The organism is Streptomyces cinerochromogenes (assembly GCF_014648635.1).
Lineage (GTDB): Bacteria > Actinomycetota > Actinomycetes > Streptomycetales > Streptomycetaceae > Streptomyces > Streptomyces cinerochromogenes.
This window is the reverse complement of sequence record NZ_BMRM01000002.1, coordinates 1-17,938: the sequence shown is the minus strand read 5'-3', so window position 1 is coordinate 17,938 and position 17,938 is coordinate 1. Positions and strand designations below refer to the sequence as shown.

Below are 17,938 nucleotides of genomic sequence, written 5' to 3'. Positions count from 1 at the left end.
CGAGGCGCCAAGCGCCACCCCGATGGGACTGCCGATAGTGTGGTCGCTCGTCCGAGACACCCCGCTGTCCCCTCGACGCATCCGACGCACGAGGAGGCACGGGCGTCCACCGCAGTCCATCGAACCGGGGCCCGTACCTCGATGTCCGTGCACAGCCATACGGCGGCCCGAACCGGCGCCGCCACCGCCGGGTTTGACCCCACCCGCCCGCCCGAGTTCCCGCGTCATGTGGTGACCGCGGTCCTCGTCTCCCACGACGGTGCCCGCTGGCTGCCCGACGCCCTCGCCGGGCTGCTCGGCCAGGAGCGCCCCGTCCAGTACGCGGTGGCCGCCGACACCGGCAGCGCGGACGACTCCGCCCAGCTGCTCACCGACGCCCTCGGCGACGCGAACGTGCTGCACCTCGCCCGCCGCACCGGCTTCGGCCAGGCCGTGGAGGAGGCGAGCCGCACCGCGCCCGTCCTCACTCCCGAGGAGCTGCCGTACCTCAAGCGCCCCAGCGGCTGGGACCCCGTCACGCGCACGTGGCGCGACGACGCCTACGACCTGCCCGAACTGCCGCACGGCGAGCCCGTCCAGTGGCTGTGGCTGCTGCACGACGACTGCGCCCCCGAACCCGACGCCCTCGCCCAGCTGCTGCGCGTCGTCGACAACGAACTCGAACTCGGCCGCGACGACGTCGCCGTCGTCGGCCCCAAGCTGCGCGGCTGGTACGACCGCCGGCAGCTGCTGGAGGTCGGCGTCTCCATCGCCAACTCCGGCCGCCGGTGGACGGGTCTGGACCGCCGCGAACAGGACCAGGGCCAGCACGACCACGTCCGCACCGTGCTGTCCGTCTCCACCGCCGGCATGCTCGTCCGCCGCGACGTCTTCGAACAGCTCGGCGGCTTCGACCGCCGGCTGCCCCTCATGCGCGACGACGTCGACCTGTGCTGGCGCGCCCACACCGCCGGCCACCGCGTCCTGGTCGCGCCCGACGCGGTCGTCCGGCACGCCGAGGCCGCCTCCCGCGAGCGCCGCACGGTCGACTGCGCCGGCCGCACCACCGCCTCCCCGCACAAGGTCGACAAGGCCGGCGCCGTCTACACCCTGCTCGTCAACACCCGTACGGCGGCGCTGCCCTGGGTGCTGGTCCGGCTCGTCCTCGGCACCGTCCTGCGCACCCTCGCCTACCTCGTCGGCAAGGTCCCCGGCCAGGCCGTCGACGAGATCCGCGGCCTGCTGAGCACCCTGCTGCGGCCCGAGCGGATCATCGCCGCCCGGCGCCGCCGCGGCCCCGCCCAGATCGACAAGGGCGAACTGCGCCAGCTGTTCCCGCCGCCCGGCGCCACCGTCCGGGCCACCGTGGAGCAGATCGCGGGCAGCTTCACCAGCGGCACCGACACCGACACCTCCTCGGCCGGACGGCACGGCGGCGCCGTGGAGTCCGGGCCCGGCGGCGACGACGCCGAGTTCCTGGAGGTCGAGCAGTTCGCCCGGCTCAGGCGGATCGCCCGCAGACCCGGCCCGGTGCTCTTCCTCGCGCTGCTGCTCATCTCCTTCGTCGCCTGCCGCGCCCTGCTCGGCGGCGGCGCGCTCGCCGGCGGCGCCCTGCTGCCCGCCCCGGCCGGCGCCGGCGACCTGTGGTCCCGCTACCTGGACGCCTGGCATCCGGTGGGCGCCGGCGGCACCCCGTCCGCGCCGCCCTACCTGGCGATCGTCGCGACCCTCGCCACGATCCTGTTCGGCTCCACCGGTCTCGCCGTCACCGTCCTGCTGGTCTGCTCGGTGCCGCTCGCGGGATTCACCGCCTACTTCGCCTCACGGCCCCTGGTCACCTCCCGGCTGCTGCGCGCGTGGGCGGCCGTGGTCTACGCCTTCCTGCCCGCGACCACCGGCGCCCTCGCCGGCGGCCGCATCGGCACGGCCGTGCTCGCCGTGCTGCTGCCGCTCATCGCGCGCGCGGGCATCGCCGCGAGCGGCCTGGCAAGCCGCACCGGCGCCCGCGGCAGCTGGCGCGCCACCTGGGCGTACGCACTGCTGCTGACCATCACCACCGCGTTCACGCCGGTCGTCTGGCCCATCGCGCTGCTGCTCGGCCTCGGCGTCCTGGTGCTGCGCCGCGGCGACCTCGTCGGCCACGGCCTGCGCTTCCTCGTCCAGCTCGGCACGCCGCTGCTGGTCCTCGCGCCCTGGTCGCTGACGCTCCTGCCGACCGGCTTCTTCCAGGAGGCCGGCCTGGAGTACGGCCCCTCGGCCGCCTCCGCGCTCGATCTGCTCGGCGCCTCCCCCGGCGGCCCCGGCACCGTCGACGGCCTGATGCTCCTCGGCGTCGTGCTCGCCGCGCTCGCCGCCCTGCTGCGCTCCGAACGGCAGCTCGGCATCCGCACCGCGTGGGCCGTCGCCCTGGTCGGCCTCGTCTTCGCGGTGCTGTCCAACAAGTCCGCCTGGGCCGGACCGGCCACCCTGGTCTACGGCATCGCCCTGCTGGCCGCCGCCGCCCTCGGCGCCGACGGCGCACGCGCACGCGTGGCCGAGCAGAGCTTCGGCTGGCGCCAGCCCGTCGCCGCGCTGATCGCCTTCGCCTCGGCCGCCGGCCCGCTGCTCATCGCCGCCGGCTGGATGATCGGCGGCGCCGACGGCCCCCTGGAGCGCCGCGACCCCGCCCAGGTGCCCGCGTTCGTCGCCGAGGACTCCACCGGCGGCGCCCAGGCCCGCACCCTGATCCTCGACAGCGACTCCGTCGCGCGCGTGCGCTACACCCTGGTCCGCGGCTCCGGCGCCCGCATGGGCGACGCCGAACTCGCCGCCGCCGACGGCGAGAACACCCGCCTGGACAAGATCGTTGCCAACCTGGTCGCCGGCTCCGGCGCCGACCAGGCCGACGAACTCGGCGGCTTCGCCGTGCGCTACGTCCTCGTCCACAAGGGCGCCCCCCGCGACCTCACCCGGGTCCTGGACGCCACGCCCGGCCTGGCCCGGCTCAGCCAGCAGAACGGCAGCGCCCTGTGGCGCGTCGGGCAGGAGGTCGCCCGCGCGGCCATCGTGCCCGCCTCCGGCCCGGGCAAGGCCCAGCCGGTCCCCTCCGGACCGGTGGAGATCCACACGACGATCCCGGCTGGCTCCGGCAGCCGCGTCCTGCGCCTGGCCGACAGCGCGGCCGACGGCTGGACGGCCACCCTCGACGGCAAGCCGCTCACCCGCACCACGGTCGACGGCTGGGCCCAGGGCTTCCGACTCCCCGCCGCCGGCGGCCGCCTGGACGTCACCTACGACGCCCCGTTCACCCGTACCGCCTGGCTGTGGGCGCAGGGCGCGCTCGCGCTCGTCCTGGTCGTCCTCGCCCTGCCCGGCCGCCGCCGCGACGTCGACGACGACCTGCCAGAGGAACAGCCCCTGCCCGCCCAGGCCACCACCGGCGAGGGCCGCCGCGCCCGCCGCCTGCGCGCCCAGGCCGAGGAAGCCGCCGCGCAGGAGCAGCCCGGCACACCTCCGCCGCCCGAGCAGTCCCCGGCGGCCGTACCGCACCAGCAGCAGTCGTACGACATGGGGGACTCCTCGGCCGAGCGGAGCCAGAACTGGGGGGACCCGGCCGCCTACGGGACCGACGGCTACGGCACGGACCCGTACCCGACCGCGACCGGCTACGACCAGCAGCCGTACCAGCAGCCCGACCCCTACCAGGCGGCCCCGTACGACCCGTACGCCTACGGCGGCACCGCCACCGACCAGACGCCGTACGACCCGGCCTCCTACCAGCAGCAGTCCTACGACCAGGCCTACGACCCCGCCCGGCAGGGTTACGACCCCGACCACCAGGGCTGGGACACGACCCAGCAGGGCTACGACGCGGCCCAGCAGGGCTACGACCCCGCCCAGCAGGGTTACGACCCCGCCCAGCAGGACTACGACCCGGCCCAGCACCCCCACGGCACCGGCAGCCAGCGCCCCGACGGGAGCCAGCAGTGAACCGCACGACCCTGTCCCTGATCGCCGGTACGACCGCGCTGGCCGCCGTCACCGCGTTCGCCGCGTTCGACTCGCCGTCCGCGTCCGGCGCCGCCGCCCCCGGGGCAGCCGCCCAACTGCCCGTGGAACGCACCGGCCTGCTGTGCCCGGCGCCGAGCACGTCGGACATCGCGGACACGGCGTACACGTCGTTCACACCGGTCACCAAGGGCGCCGCGAGCGGCGGCAAGGCCCGGCTCCAGGCCGCCGCCGGACAGTCGGACGACACGGGCGGCAAGGGGAGCAAGGGCGGCAAGGGCACCGCGAAGAAGGCCGACGAACCGGTGCTCGCCCCGAAGGCACCGGGCACCCCGGCCACCGGCGAGACCTCCGGCGCCGAGACGCCCGCGCTGATCGGCACGGCGGACGGCGGGTTCGCGCCGGGCTGGACCGTCCAGGAGACCACCGAGGTCGCCGCCGGCACCGGCCGGGGCCTGCTGGGCGTCAACTGCACCGGCGCGGACACCGAGTTCTGGTTCCCGGGCGCCAGCACGGCCACCGGCCGCACCGACTACGTCCATCTGACCAACCCCGACGACTCCGCCGCCGTGGTCGACATCGAGCTGTACGGCAAGGACGGCGCCATCAAGTCCCCGCTGGGCGAGAACCTCACCGTCGACGCGCACGCGAGCGAGCCGATCCTGCTCTCCACCCTCACCGAGGAGCGCCAGGCCGGCCTGACCGTGCACGTCAGCGTGCGCAGCGGCCGGGTCGGCGCGGCCGTGCAGGCCCTGGACGACAAGGAGGGCGGCGACTGGCTGGCCGCCGCCACCGACCCGGCCGGCAGCCTGGTCCTGCCCGGCATCCCGAAGGACGCCACCGACGTCCGTCTGACCGCCTTCACGCCCGGTGACGCCGACGCCGACCTGAAGATCCGCCTGGCCTCGCCCGCCGGCCTGATCACCCCGGCCGGGAACGAGACCCTGCACGCCAAGTCCGGCATGTCGACGACGGTCGACCTCGGCGACGTCACCCGGGGCGAGGCCGGCTCCCTGGTCCTGACCCCCACCGACCAGACGGTCCCGGTCGTCGCGGCCCTCCAGGTCACCCGCGGCAAGGGCGACAAGAAGGAGACGGCGTTCATCCCGGCCACGGCCGCCGTCGGCACGCGCGCGACCTCGGCCGACAACAGCGCCAAGGGCACCACACTCGCCCTGACCGCCCCCACCGGCACGGCCACGGTCAAGGTCACCGCCTCGGCCGGCAGCGAGGGCGGAACCCCGGTCACGAAGACCTACACCCTCAAGTCCGGCACCACCCAGAACATCGACGCCCCCATCCCGGCAGGCCTGAAGGGCACCTACGCCCTCACCGTCGAACCCGTCTCCGGCGCCCCCGTCTACGCCTCCCGTACCCTCGCCGCCACCGAAGGAGGCGTCCCCGCCTTCACCATCCAGCCCCTCCCGAACGACCGCGGAACGGTATCGGTACCGCGGACGGAACAGGACCTGTCGGTACTCCAGAACTGACGCGGCTACGGACAGACACAGCGGCCGTCATGCCGTCCCCCCTGCGCGAAGAGCTTGGGGGAGGCACCGCGTCAGCGCGGGCGAGCGGTCCAACCCGGCCGGCACCAGCACCGACACCGACCCCGGCCTAATCCTCCCCGTACCGGGGATCCACCGTCTCCGGCGTCAACCCCAGCAGCTCGGCCACCTGCTCCACCACCACCTCATGCACCAGCGCGGCCCGCTCATCCCGCCCCTTGGTCCGGATCTCCACCGGCCGCCGGTACACGACCACCCGAGCCCGCCGTCCGTCCCGCGCGGGGACGACCCCGCCGAGCGGCACCGCTTCGTCCCCCCACGCCGCCTGATCCCCCCGCCCCTCCAGCCGGGGCACCTCCAGGACCAGGAAGTCGATGTCGGCCAGCTGCGGCCACCGCCGCTCAAGACGCTCCACGGAGTCCTGCACCAGGTCCGCGAACACCTCGGCACGGCTTGCCGCGAGCGGCACCTGCGGCGGCGCGATCGGCCCCCGCATGCCCCGCCCGTGGCGGTCACGGCGACGGGGCCCAGGGCCGGCGGCACGGGGCGGTACACGGTTGTCCATCACCGATGAAGCGTAGTCCCCGCACCCTCCGCCCGTCCGGCTCCACGCGGCAACCGGCCCAACGCCCCCATGACGCAGCATGACCATTCCAGCCAAGGTCTGGCTCGTTTCCGTAACTCTCCAAGTCCGCCGAACTCAAGCCATTTGACGGTGTTTGTACCGACTCATGACCGGACGCGATCCCGTCCGACCCCCGCCACACCCCCGTCCACGCAGGTCAGCAGGGCCCACTCGAAGGGGTGTGTGGGGCGTTTCACAGCACGACACGGTGGAGTGACCTGGTGGAGAGTCGTCGCGGCCCGCTCAAGAGTGCGGTACCGTCCAACGTCGTGAGCCCTGTACGTCGCTGTTCGCGCACCGCCTGCGGCCGACCCGCCGTCGCGACGCTGACGTACGTCTACGCCGACTCGACCGCGGTCCTCGGCCCGCTCGCCACCTACGCCGAACCCCACTGCTACGACCTGTGCGCCGAGCACTCCGAGCGCCTCACCGCCCCGCGCGGCTGGGAGGTCGTACGACTCCTCGACGGCTCCGCGCCCGCACGGCCCAGCGGTGACGACCTGGAAGCGCTCGCCAACGCCGTACGCGAGGCGGCCCGTCCGCAGGAGCGCGCGGCGGAGGCGGGCGGCGGCGGTGCCCGCGCAGCGGACCCCATGGAGGTCGCCCGCCGCGGCCACCTGAGGGTCCTGCGCTCACCGGACAACTGACCGCCACCCCACGCCACCCCCTCCGGCGTGACGATTCGCCTCCCGCGGGTGTTACGGCTGCGGGCCTGTGGAGAGGTCCCCGCAGGGATCCGTGGAGAGGTCCACGCAAGGATCCGTGAAGAGGTCCTCGCAGGGGTCCGCGGACGGATCCGCTGGTGTCCGCGCACCCCCGCTTACCCCGGACGGGTAGTTTGTGGGCACCCATAGGACTTCAGGAGGGTTGGCCGTGACTGCTGATCTGTCGCAGATCGTGAAGGCGTACGACGTACGCGGAGTGGTCCCGGACCAGTGGGACGAGGCACTGGCCGGACTCTTCGGCGCCGCCTTCGCGGAGGTGACGGGAGCGGCGGCCATCGTCGTCGGCCACGACATGCGGCCCTCGTCCCCCGGCCTGTCCCGCGCCTTCGCGCGCGGCGCCGCCGACCGCGGTGTGGACGTCACCGAGATCGGCCTGTGCTCCACGGACCAGCTGTACTACGCCTCCGGCGCGCTGAACCTCCCGGGCGCGATGTTCACCGCCTCCCACAACCCGGCCCAGTACAACGGCATCAAGCTGTGCCGCGCGGGCGCCGCCCCCGTCGGCCAGGACACCGGCCTCGCACAGATCCGCGAACTGGCCGAGCGCTGGCTGGCGGAGGGCGCCCCGGAACCCGTGGACCGGCCGGGAACCCTCTCCGCACGCGAGACGTTGGAGGATTACGCGGCGCACCTCCGCTCCCTCGTCGACCTCACCGCCATCCGCCCGCTGAAGGTCGTGGTCGACGCCGGCAACGGCATGGGCGGCCACACGGTCCCCTCCGTCTTCGCCGGCCTGCCCCTGACCCTCGTCCCGATGTACTTCGAACTGGACGGCACCTTCCCCAACCACGAGGCCAACCCGCTCGACCCGGCCAACCTCGTGGACCTGCAGAAGCGGGTCCCGGCGGAGGGCGCCGACCTCGGCATCGCCTTCGACGGCGACGCCGACCGCTGCTTCGTCGTGGACCAGAACGGCGACCCGGTCTCCCCGTCCGCGATCACCGCACTGGTCGCCGCCCGTGAACTCGCCCGCAACGGCGGCAAGGGCACGGTCATCCACAACCTGATCACGTCCCGCACGGTCCCGGAGGTGGTGAAGGAGAACGGCGGCACCCCCGTCCGCACCCGCGTCGGCCACTCCTTCATCAAGGCGGAGATGGCCCGCACCGGCGCGATCTTCGGCGGCGAGCACTCGGCCCACTACTACTTCAAGGACTTCTGGAACGCCGACACGGGCATGCTGGCCGCCCTGCACGTCCTCGCCGCCCTCGGCGGCCAGGAGGGCCCGCTGTCCGCCCTGGTCGCGCAGTACGACCGCTACACCGGCTCCGGTGAGATCAACTCCACCGTCGCCGACCAGGCCGCCCGCCTCGCCGCGATCCGTACCGCGTACGAGGGCCGCCCCGACGTCACCCTCGACGACCTCGACGGCCTCACGGTCGCCGCGGCCGACTGGTGGTTCAACGTCCGCCCGTCCAACACCGAGCCGCTCCTGCGCCTGAACGCCGAGGCCGGCGACGAGGCCACCATGACGAAGATCCGCGACGAGGCTCTGGCGATCATCAGGGGCTGAGCGGCCTGCCCATCAGCGGTAACCTGACCAGGCATCCGCAAAGACACCACCGCCCTCCGAAGGGACACCCCATGGCGCTCGAAGCCGGCTTCCTGGAGATCCTCGCCTGCCCGGCCTGCCACGCCGCCCTGAGGGAGCAGGACACCGAGCTGATCTGCACGGACCAGGACTGCGGCCTCGTCTACCCGATCCGTGACGGCATCCCCGTCCTGCTCGTGGACGAGGCCCGCCGCCCCGAGTGACGGGGCCCCACCTCGTAGCACCCCAGGATCCCCGGCGACCGGAGGCTGCCGCCCATGCTGGACGAATCGCTGCTCGACACCCCGGAGGGCCTCGCCGAGGCCGACCGCCGAGGTCTGCTGCGCGGCGCGGCGGAGGCCGGCGCCCGGGTCCGCACCGCCGTCCGGCACGCCGCCGAGGCCGGCATCGGCACCCTGAAGCCGGACGGCCGCCCCCGCGCGGTCCTCATCGCGGGCCCCGGCGCCGCCGCCACCCACACCGCCGACCTCCTCGGCACCCTGGCCGGCCCCGGCAGCCCCGTCGTGCGGCTCGCCCCCAGCGGCGTCGCCCCGGCCGCGGGCGCCCTACGCTGGGAGCTTCCGGGCTGGGCCGGTTCCGTGGACCTGCTGCTGATCGCCACCCCGGACGGCTCCGAACCGAGCCTGTCCCTCCTCGCCGACCAGGCCTACCGACGCGGCTGCACGGTCGCCGCCGTGGCCCCGCCGCGCACCCCCCTCGCCGAGGCGGTCGCCGGCGCCCACGGCCTGTTCGTACCGATGGCGACGGCCCCCTACGACCAGGAGGAACCGCTCGCCGCGTCCTCCCCGGGCGTCTTCTGGGCGCTGCTGACGCCACTGCTCGCGCTCCTGGACCGGATCGGCCTGATCACCGCCCCGCCGGACGCCCTGGAGAAGACCGCCGACCGCCTGGACCACGTCGCCGAGCGCTGCGGCCCCGCCATCGCCACCTACAGCAACCCGGCGAAGACCCTCGCCGCCGAACTCGCCGACGCGCTCCCCATGGTGTGGACGGAGGGCACCTCGGCCGGACCGGCCGGCCGCCGCTTCGCCGCCGCCCTCGCCGAACTCGCCGGCCGCCCCGCCCTGGTCGCCGAACTGCCCGAGGCGCTCGCCGCGCACAGCGCCCTGCTGGCCGGCCCGCTCGCCGCCAGCGCCGACCCGGACGACTTCTTCCGCGACCGCGTGGAGGAGCCGCCCGCACTGCACGCGCGCGTGGTGCTGCTCCGCGACCGCCCGCTCAGCGGCCTCACCGCCGCCCCCGCCGCCCGGGACGTCGCCCTCAGTCACGACACGCCCGTCAGCGAACTCGAACCGGAGGAGGGCGGCGAACTGGAGACCCTCGCGGAACTGATCGCCGTCACGGATTTCGCCGCCGTTTACCTGGCGCTCGCTTCCGGGGCCTGATCTTGCTCCGGGCCGGACCACCCGGGCCCGCCACCGGTGCCCCGAGAGGCCCAGCCGCCGGCGCCGGCCGCGCAGCGTACGTACGGAGACAGAGAAGACACATGGACCGCCTCGACAACACCGTCCGCCCCTACGCCTGGGGTTCTCCCACCGCCATCCCGCACCTCCTCGGCGTGGAGCCGACCGGCGAACCCCAGGCGGAGATGTGGATGGGCGCCCACCCCGGCGCCCCGTCACGCACCGCGCGCGGAACCCTGGTCGAGGTCATCGAGGCCGACCCGGAGCGCGAGCTGGGCTCCCACGCGGTCGCCAGGTTCGGCCCCCGCCTGCCGTTCCTGCTCAAGATCCTCGCCGCCGGCGCCCCCCTGTCCCTCCAGGTCCACCCCGACCTGGAGCAGGCCAGACAGGGGTACGCCGACGAGGAACGGCGCGGCATCCCGCTCGACGCCCCGCACCGCAACTACAAGGACGCCAACCACAAGCCCGAGCTGATCTGCGCGCTCACCGAGTTCGACGGCCTGTGCGGCTTCCGCGACCCCGTCCAGGCCGCCGACCTGCTCGACGGACTCGGCGTGGACTCCCTCAAGCCCTACGTCGACCTGCTGCACGCCCGCCCCGAGGACGCGGCCCTGCGCGAGGTCCTCACGGCGATCCTCACCGCCGACCGGGAGGAGATGGCCCACACGGTCGCCGAGGCCACCGCCGCCTGCACCCGCCTCGGCGGCGCCTACGCCCCCTACGCCGACATCGCCCACCACTACCCCGGCGACCCCGGCGTCATCGCGGCCATGCTGCTCAACCACGTCCGCCTGCAGCCCGGCGAGGCCCTGTTCCTCGGCGCCGGCATCCCGCACGCCTACCTCAACGGCCTCGGCGTCGAGATCATGGCCAACTCCGACAACGTCCTGCGCTGCGGCCTGACCCCGAAGCACGTCGACGTCCCCGAACTCCTGCGCATCGTGCGGTTCGAACCGAGCGACCCGGGCGTGCTGCGCCCCGAGGCCTCCCCGGAGGGCGAGGAGGTCTACGAGACGCCGATCGACGAGTTCCGGCTCTCCCGGTACGTCCTCCCCGAGGGCGGCGGCGCCCACGACCTCACCCGGGACACCCCGCAGATCCTGCTCTGCACGGCCGGCACCGTCCGGGCCGGCGAGCACGAGCTGGGACCCGGCCGGTCGGTCTTCGTCCCGGCCGGCGAGAAGGCGGAGATCTCGGGCGCGGGCACGGTCTTCCGCGCCACTGTGATCGTATGACCGGGGTTGTGGATACCTGAGACGGCGAGGCCCGGCCGGGCTGCAAGAATGGCCCACCGGCAAAGGCCGGGCAAAGCCGGGCACACGCCTGGACGTACGGATCAGGACCAGGCCGACAGAGGCGAAGGGACAACGCGGACACATGAGCGCGTCAGGCGGTACCAGGGCGATCGTGGCGGCACTCGGCGCCAACCTCGCGATCGCGGCATCGAAGTTCGTGGCGTTCGCGTTCAGCGGCTCCTCCTCGATGCTCGCCGAAGGCGTCCACTCGCTCGCCGACTCCGGCAACCAGTTCCTGCTGCTCGTCGGCGGCAAGAAGGCGCAGCGCCAGGCAACCCCGCAGCACCCCTTCGGCTACGGCCGCGAGCGGTTCATCTACGCCTTCCTCGTCTCGATCGTCCTCTTCTCCATCGGCGGCATGTTCGCCATCTACGAGGGCTACGAGAAGGTCCGCCACCCGCACGATCTGAAGCACTGGTACTGGCCGGTCGGCGTCCTCCTCTTCGCGATCATCGCCGAGGGCTTCTCCTTCCGCACGGCCATCAAGGAGTCCAACGAACTGCGCGGCAAGCTCTCCTGGAAGGAGTTCATCCGCCGCGCCAAGGCCCCCGAGCTGCCCGTCGTCCTCCTGGAGGACTTCGGCGCGCTCATCGGTCTGGTCCTCGCCCTCGGCGGCGTCGGCCTCTCCCTGCTCACCGGCGACGGCGTCTGGGACGGCATCGGCACCCTCTGCATCGGTGTCCTGCTCGTCCTGATCGCCCTGGTCCTCGCCGCCGAGACCAAGTCGCTGCTGCTCGGCGAGGCCGCCGGTGTCGAGGACGTCAAGAAGATCGAGGCCGCGATCGTCGACGGCGACACCGTCACCCGCGTCATCCACATGCGCACGCTGCACCTCGGCCCCGAGGAACTGCTGGTCGCCGCCAAGATCGCTGTCCAGCACGACGACACGGCCACCGAGGTCGCGAAGGCCATCGACGCCGCCGAGGCCCGCATCCGCGCCTCCGTCCCCATCGCTCGCGTCATCTACCTGGAGCCGGACATCTACAGCGAGGCCGAGGCCGCCAAGGGCCCCGACCCGAAGGCCACCCCGGGCGGCCCGACCCCCCACGCCGCCGGTCACTGACGCCGACGTCCCGTACGGCGGCCGACCTCGGACAGACTGCTGAGGAGCGACCACCCAGGGTTCCGGCCGGGGCTCCGCTCCATCCCGATGCCCCGGCTCGCGGCGGCCTGCGCGAGCTTCTCCGCCGCCGTACGGGTGCGCGCGATGCCCGTCGGGCAGTCGGTCACCGCCAGCAGCCGCACGGCCGCCGCTCGTCATCGGGGCCACTCGTTGCGGGCGGCCATGCCGGACTGGTCACGTCGCTCTCCTCACGTTTCACCGCCCGGGGTGTCGTCCCGGACACCCCGCGAGCGCAACCGGAACCCCCGGTCCCCTGCACCCTGCACCACCCCACCGCCTCCTCGAAGAGGCAGAAGTCCCTGTTCAGCCCGGTCCGTCGGCACCGACTCCACGGTGTCCGCCCCACCGCCGCGCCCCGCACCCGCCCCCCGAACCGCCTGAAATACGACCCCGCTGAATGCCCGGACGGACTGGGGCGCAGCGGGCCGTCCGGTGTAGCTTGGGACGGAGCCAGACGTCGCTGCTGATGGCGGTCGGGCGGTCCCCACGGACCGACCGAGGGAGAGAGGGCCTCCGACGGACTGCGCTGCGCGTACGTGGGCATGCCTGTGTCCTCTTCTCGGGCACCCCTGTGTCCGCCGCCGCGCAGACCAGCCGTACCCACCTCGACCCAACCCCGAGGAGCAGCTCGTAATGACGACTGTCGACAACCGACAGGACTTCAAGGTCGCCGATCTCTCGCTGGCCGAGTTCGGCCGCAAGGAGATCACCCTCGCCGAGCACGAGATGCCCGGCCTCATGGCGATCCGCAAGGAGTACGCCGAGGCCCAGCCCCTCGCCGGCGCCCGCGTCACCGGCTCCCTGCACATGACCGTGCAGACCGCCGTGCTCATCGAGACCCTGGTCGCCCTCGGCGCCCAGGTCCGCTGGGCCTCCTGCAACATCTTCTCCACCCAGGACCACGCCGCCGCCGCCATCGCCGTCGGCCCGAACGGCACGCCCGACAACCCCCAGGGCGTCCCGGTCTTCGCCTGGAAGGGCGAGACCCTGGAGGAGTACTGGTGGTGCACCGAGCAGGCGCTGACCTGGCCGGACAGCCCCACCGGCGGCCCCAACATGATCCTGGACGACGGTGGCGACGCCACCCTCCTCGTCCACAAGGGCGTCGAGTACGAGAAGGCCGGTGAGGTCCCCGCCCTGGAGACCGCCGAGTCCGACGAGCACCGCGTCATCCTCCAGCTGCTGCACCGCACCCTGGGCGAGAACCCCCAGAAGTGGACCCAGCTGGCCTCGGAGATCCGCGGTGTCACCGAGGAGACCACCACCGGTGTCCACCGCCTGTACGAGATGCAGCGCGACGGCGTCCTCCTCTTCCCGGCGATCAACGTCAACGACGCCGTCACCAAGTCGAAGTTCGACAACAAGTACGGCTGCCGCCACTCCCTGGTCGACGGCATCAACCGCGCCACCGACGTCCTGATCGGCGGCAAGACCGCTGTCGTCTGCGGCTACGGCGACGTGGGCAAGGGCTGCGCCGAGTCCCTGCGCGGCCAGGGTGCCCGGGTGATCGTCACCGAGATCGACCCGATCTGCGCCCTGCAGGCCGCGATGGACGGGTACCAGGTCACCACCCTGGACGAGGTCGTCGACAAGGCCGACATCTTCATCACCACGACCGGCAACAAGGACATCATCATGGCCTCGGACATGGCCAAGATGAAGCACCAGGCGATCGTCGGCAACATCGGTCACTTCGACAACGAGATCGACATGGCCGGCCTCGCCAAGGTGCCCGGCATCGTCAAGGACGAGGTCAAGCCGCAGGTCCACACCTGGACCTTCCCGGACGGCAAGAAGATCATCGTGCTGTCCGAGGGCCGCCTGCTGAACCTGGGCAACGCCACCGGTCACCCGTCGTTCGTGATGTCCAACTCCTTCGCGGACCAGACCCTGGCCCAGATCGAGCTGTTCACCAAGCCCGACGCGTACCCGATCGGCGTGTACACGCTGCCCAAGCACCTCGACGAGAAGGTCGCCCGCCTCCACCTGGACGCGCTCGGCGTCAAGCTGACCAAGCTGCGCCCGGAGCAGGCCGCGTACATCGGCGTGGACGTCGACGGCCCGTTCAAGCCGGACCACTACCGCTACTGAGCCGGTGATCCCCTAGCCCCGCCTGCCGGGGGAGCGCGCCGGTGCACCGACGCCTCCCCTGGCAGCAGGCCCTTCGAGGCAGGCCCCCGCACCCCCGTGCCGGGGGCCTGCCCCTTTGGCCCCCCGACCTAGGGCTTCCGGCCGGACCAGCCCGTCACGACCCAGGACCCCCATGCCCCGCGGCCGCTATTCGCTCCATGATCCGCACGATCACACCCCCCTCGGAGAAGAACACTTCCAGTGCGCCCCCGGCCCGTCCGGCTGGCGCTATGTCTCCCGGCTGACCGGCCCCGCCGGCGATCACCGTGGCTCGGTCGACCTCGCCCTGGACGACCTGGGCCGTCCCATCCGCCTCGAACTCCACGCGGGCGACTGGCAGGTGCGCGGTGCCGCCCTCGACGGCGTCACCTGGGTCCGCACCGACCCCACCGGCGCTCATGCCGCCGAAGGCAATGTGCGCGCCCACGCCTTCACCGGCACGTCCCCCGCGTTCCTCGTCGCCACCGCCCGTCTCCTGCGCCTCACCCCCTCGTCCGCCGCGACCCGCGTACGCCTCGTGGCCTTCACCGACCCCGTCCTCGCCCCCCGCACCGTGGACCAGTCCTGGGCTCTGGTGAACAGCGAAGCACACGCCACTGACAACGGCCCCTTGGCCGTGGACGAATACCAGGTCACGGCCCTGGACACAGGCGAGCAGCACACCGTCCACATCGCCGGAGACGTCGTCCTGGCCGCGCCCGGGATCGAGCTGGAGGACCTGGAGTCACCGCCGTCACGGTTCGAGTGAGCCGGTCGCTCCCGACACGCCCGGCCCTGCCGTGGTCGGCCCCCTGCTGCGGTGGGCACCCAGGCATCTCCGACCCCAACGGCACCACCGGCACCGCCCACACCACTGGCTACGCGGCGGCGGCCCCGCCCGGCCCCGCCCCGCGCTACGCCGGCGGCGCGAACCCCGTGGCCGGCCGCTCGACCCGCGACGCGTCACCCGGCGCGGACGAGGTAGGAAGAGGCGCCTGCGCCTGCGGCTGCGGCGCCCGGCCCAGGGGCGGGCCGGGGACTGGGGCCGGCTGAACGGAACCCAGGGGAGGCCGGAAGGCCGACGGCTGGTAGGCCGACGGCTGGTAGGCGGCGGCAGGCTGGTACGACGCCGGAGCCTGAAGGGCGGGCCCGGCCTGGGGGAAGCCACCGGACGCGACCCTCCCGTCACCGAAGGCCTGCCGGGCGTCGCGGGCCTGGCGCTCGTGCACCACGGCCGCCAGAAAAGCGGCCGGGGGCAGATCCCGGGGCACCGGAGCCCCCGTGCGCCCCGCGAGATCAGCCGCCAGCCGCTGGGCCATCCCCGCCGCGACCTGCGGATCGAGCTGCTGCATCCGGGTCAGGTACTGCCGGACGGCGAGCCACAGCCCGTCCGGGACCGCAGACAGGTCCAGCTCGGTGAACCGCCCCGCGAGCCAGGGCGGCGGAGGCGGAACGAATCCGGTCCGCCCGGCCGGTATCCGCTCGCGCACGACCAGCGTGCCCGCGAACACGTCCCCGAGCCGCCGACCCCGCGCCGAGACCAGCGAGGCGATACAGGCCACCACTCCGAACGTCATCACAATCTCGACCACCCCGAGCGCGCCTCGCACCAGCGCGTGCCGGAAGCGGATCGGCCCGCCGTCGTCCCGCACCACCCGCAGCCCGAACACCAGCTTCCCCAGCGAACGCCCGTGACTGAGCGTCTCGACGGCTATCGGCCCGCCCACCAACACGAGCAGGAACGCTGCGATCGACAGCGCCACCTGTGCGGCCTCGTCCAGCGAGGCCGTCGACGCCACCAGCACCAAGATCACGACGATGTACGCGACCACCGCCACCACCAGGTCGAGCAACACGGCCAGCGCCCTGCTCGGCAGCTTCGCGGGCCGCAGTTCGAGCGCCACCGCCTCGCCGGTCACCAGCTCACTCACGCCAGCCGTCCTTCCTCGGTCCGCCCCCTGAACCGCAAGTCTGCCAAGCTGTGGGCGCATCGCGCCGCAGTACGACAAGCTGACAGCATTGACGAGCATCCACGGCGATCGCGACCGGCCGTGGAGGAGCAGCCGAGGAGCAGGCAGACCCGATGGACCTGGACGTCTTCGTCTCCGTACATCGAGCCGAATGGGACCGGCTCGATGCGCTGCTCCGCCGTCGGCGCAGGCTCACCGGTGCCGAGGCAGACGAACTCGTCGCCCTCTACCAGCGCACCGCCACCCACCTGTCCCTCGTCCAGTCCAGCGCGCCGGACCCGCAGCTGACGGGACGGCTCAGCCAGCTCGTGGCACGCGCGCGTAGCGCCGTCACCGGCACGCGCCGCGCCTCATGGCGTGACGTCACCCGCTTCCTGAGCCAGGGCTTCCCAGCCGCCGTCTATCGCAGCCGCCACTGGTGGGTGCCCACGGCACTCGTCTCCACCGCCGTCGCCGTCCTCCTTGGCTGGTGGATCGGCACGCACCCCGAGGTGCAGTCGTCCATCGCGGCGCCCGGCCAGCTGCGCGAGCTGACCCGCCCCGGCGGCGAGTACGAGACCTACTACTCCAGCCATCCCGCAGCCGCCTTCGCCGCCCAGGTGTGGACGAACAACGCCCAGGCGGCGGCGATGTGCCTGGTCCTGGGCGTCTTCCTGGGGCTTCCTGTCCTGTGGATCCTCTTCCAGAACATGCTCAACCTGGGCGTCGGCTTCGGCCTCATGTCCTCGGCCGGCCGCCTGGACACCTTCCTCGGCCTGGTGCTCCCGCACGGCCTGCTCGAGCTGACCGCGGTCTTCGTCGCCGCAGGCACCGGTCTGCGCCTCGGCTGGACGCTGATCGACCCCGGCCCGCGCAGCCGGCGCACAGCACTCGCGGAGGAGGGACGGGCCGCCGTCGGCATGGCGATCGGACTCGCCCTGGTCCTGTTCGTCTCCGGCGCCATCGAAGGCTTCGTCACCCCCTCCGGCCTGCCCACCTGGGCCCGCATCGGCATCGGGGTCACGGCCGAGCTGGCCTTCCTGACGTACGTCTACGTCCTGGGCGGTCGCGCGGCACGCGCGGGCGAGACGGGTGATCTCGAAGCGACGGACCGCAGCGCCTCCGTCCCCACGGCCGCCTGACCCGCCGGATGTGCACTGGACGCCCGCGAGCTGCTAGTCTCCTCTCCGCCCCGCGAGAGCCGTTGACACGGAGGGAGTGGGGAGGTAGATTCAAACAGTTGCCCGGAGTTGGACATGGTCCCCCGGCAGTCGTTAGAATCTAATCGCTTCTTCAAGAAGTCGTGAAAGGCATCCTGAGAAGCACCCCCGATTACTCGGAAATGAGCGGCCGTTCAGACCGGCCGAGAACTTCTGATAAAGTCGGAACCGCCGGAAAGGGAAACGCGAGAGCGAGAACCTGGAAAGCGCCGAGGAAATCGGATCGAGAAAAGATCTGATAGAGTCGGAAACGCAAGACCGAAGGGAAGCGCCCGGAGGAAAGCCCGAGAGGGTGAGTACGAAGGAAGCGACCGTTCCTTGAGAACTCAACAGCGTGCCAAAAGTCAACGCCAGATATGTTGATACCCCGTCCGTCGGAACAATCCGATGGTCGAGGTTCCTTTGAAAAACACAGCGAGGACGCTGTGAACGGTCGGACTATTCCTCCGACCGTTCCGCTCTC

At 72.8% G+C, this 17,938-nt stretch carries 14 protein-coding genes; 11 read left to right on the top strand and 3 right to left on the bottom strand.

Annotation, left to right across the window (positions count from 1 at the left end):
* Window positions 1-141 precede the first annotated feature (141 nt).
* Together IEZ20_RS03850 and IEZ20_RS03845 are read left to right on the top strand one after the other, a co-directional pair.
* Window positions 142-3,948, top strand: a complete 3,807-nt coding sequence (locus tag IEZ20_RS03850) for a glycosyltransferase (RefSeq protein ID WP_229895861.1) — start codon at window positions 142-144, stop codon at window positions 3,946-3,948.
* On the top strand, window positions 3,945-5,456 hold the full coding sequence (locus IEZ20_RS03845; RefSeq protein ID WP_189294673.1) for a DUF5719 family protein: 1,512 nt from the start codon (window positions 3,945-3,947) through the stop codon (window positions 5,454-5,456). Before IEZ20_RS03850 ends, IEZ20_RS03845 begins: the two co-directional genes overlap by 4 nt.
* 127 nt (window positions 5,457-5,583) lie before the next feature.
* Here IEZ20_RS03845 and IEZ20_RS03840 read toward each other — a convergent pair whose 3' ends face one another.
* Complete coding sequence (locus IEZ20_RS03840) at window positions 5,584-5,970, bottom strand: metallopeptidase family protein (RefSeq protein ID WP_189294672.1); 387 nt, start codon at window positions 5,968-5,970, stop codon at window positions 5,584-5,586.
* 350 nt (window positions 5,971-6,320) lie between these two features.
* Here IEZ20_RS03840 and IEZ20_RS03835 point away from each other — a divergent pair, with 350 nt between their 5' ends.
* From IEZ20_RS03835 to IEZ20_RS03810, 6 genes are all read left to right on the top strand, one after another.
* Window positions 6,321-6,746, top strand: coding sequence for a DUF3499 domain-containing protein (locus tag IEZ20_RS03835; RefSeq protein ID WP_189294671.1), 426 nt, complete (start codon window positions 6,321-6,323; stop codon window positions 6,744-6,746).
* Between the two features lie 226 nt (window positions 6,747-6,972).
* Complete coding sequence (locus IEZ20_RS03830; protein ID WP_189294670.1) at window positions 6,973-8,337, top strand: phosphomannomutase/phosphoglucomutase; 1,365 nt, start codon at window positions 6,973-6,975, stop codon at window positions 8,335-8,337.
* Window positions 8,338-8,408: 71 nt separating this feature from the next.
* Window positions 8,409-8,579, top strand: coding sequence for a Trm112 family protein (locus IEZ20_RS03825; protein WP_189294669.1), 171 nt, complete (start codon window positions 8,409-8,411; stop codon window positions 8,577-8,579).
* A gap of 54 nt (window positions 8,580-8,633) precedes the next feature.
* On the top strand, window positions 8,634-9,761 hold the full coding sequence (locus IEZ20_RS03820) for an SIS domain-containing protein (RefSeq protein ID WP_189294668.1): 1,128 nt from the start codon (window positions 8,634-8,636) through the stop codon (window positions 9,759-9,761).
* Window positions 9,762-9,862: 101 nt separating this feature from the next.
* Window positions 9,863-11,014: a mannose-6-phosphate isomerase, class I gene (gene manA, locus IEZ20_RS03815; protein ID WP_189294667.1), complete on the top strand. Its 1,152-nt coding sequence runs from the start codon at window positions 9,863-9,865 to the stop codon at window positions 11,012-11,014.
* A gap of 142 nt (window positions 11,015-11,156) precedes the next feature.
* The gene (locus tag IEZ20_RS03810; protein ID WP_189294666.1) at window positions 11,157-12,137 is read left to right on the top strand and encodes a cation diffusion facilitator family transporter; all 981 of its coding nucleotides are present in this window, start codon (window positions 11,157-11,159) and stop codon (window positions 12,135-12,137) included.
* Here the strand turns inward: IEZ20_RS03810 and IEZ20_RS03805 are convergent.
* Window positions 12,131-12,319 (bottom strand): hypothetical protein, encoded by a 189-nt coding sequence (locus IEZ20_RS03805; RefSeq protein WP_189294665.1) that lies wholly within the window; start codon window positions 12,317-12,319, stop codon window positions 12,131-12,133. The two genes, IEZ20_RS03810 and IEZ20_RS03805, sit on opposite strands and share 7 nt — an antisense overlap.
* A gap of 511 nt (window positions 12,320-12,830) precedes the next feature.
* Between IEZ20_RS03805 and ahcY the strand changes: the two genes are divergently transcribed.
* Window positions 12,831-14,288, top strand: a complete 1,458-nt coding sequence (gene ahcY, locus IEZ20_RS03800; protein WP_189294664.1) for an adenosylhomocysteinase — start codon at window positions 12,831-12,833, stop codon at window positions 14,286-14,288.
* Window positions 14,289-14,460: 172 nt separating this feature from the next.
* Window positions 14,461-15,075 carry a hypothetical protein gene (locus IEZ20_RS03795; protein WP_189294663.1) on the top strand — a complete coding sequence of 205 codons (615 nt, stop codon included), beginning with the start codon at window positions 14,461-14,463 and terminating at the stop codon, window positions 15,073-15,075.
* A 145-nt stretch (window positions 15,076-15,220) separates the two neighbouring features.
* Here IEZ20_RS03795 and IEZ20_RS03790 read toward each other — a convergent pair whose 3' ends face one another.
* On the bottom strand, window positions 15,221-16,237 hold the full coding sequence (locus IEZ20_RS03790; protein WP_189294662.1) for an RDD family protein: 1,017 nt from the start codon (window positions 16,235-16,237) through the stop codon (window positions 15,221-15,223).
* Between the two features lie 152 nt (window positions 16,238-16,389).
* Between IEZ20_RS03790 and IEZ20_RS03785 the strand changes: the two genes are divergently transcribed.
* Window positions 16,390-17,397 (top strand): stage II sporulation protein M, encoded by a 1,008-nt coding sequence (locus IEZ20_RS03785; protein ID WP_189294661.1) that lies wholly within the window; start codon window positions 16,390-16,392, stop codon window positions 17,395-17,397.
* Window positions 17,398-17,938: the final 541 nt, after the last annotated feature.

Coding starts and splice junctions, on each gene's coding strand:
- IEZ20_RS03785 (WP_189294661.1), top strand. CDS start 16,390: ATGGACCTGGACGTCTTCGTCTCCGTACATCGAGCCGAATGGGACCGG.
- manA (WP_189294667.1), top strand. CDS start 9,863: ATGGACCGCCTCGACAACACCGTCCGCCCCTACGCCTGGGGTTCTCCC.
- IEZ20_RS03820 (WP_189294668.1), top strand. CDS start 8,634: ATGCTGGACGAATCGCTGCTCGACACCCCGGAGGGCCTCGCCGAGGCC.
- IEZ20_RS03840 (WP_189294672.1), bottom strand. CDS start 5,970: ATGCGGGGGCCGATCGCGCCGCCGCAGGTGCCGCTCGCGGCAAGCCGT.
- IEZ20_RS03795 (WP_189294663.1), top strand. CDS start 14,461: ATGCCCCGCGGCCGCTATTCGCTCCATGATCCGCACGATCACACCCCC.
- IEZ20_RS03825 (WP_189294669.1), top strand. CDS start 8,409: ATGGCGCTCGAAGCCGGCTTCCTGGAGATCCTCGCCTGCCCGGCCTGC.
- ahcY (WP_189294664.1), top strand. CDS start 12,831: ATGACGACTGTCGACAACCGACAGGACTTCAAGGTCGCCGATCTCTCG.
- IEZ20_RS03810 (WP_189294666.1), top strand. CDS start 11,157: ATGAGCGCGTCAGGCGGTACCAGGGCGATCGTGGCGGCACTCGGCGCC.
- IEZ20_RS03850 (WP_229895861.1), top strand. CDS start 142: ATGTCCGTGCACAGCCATACGGCGGCCCGAACCGGCGCCGCCACCGCC.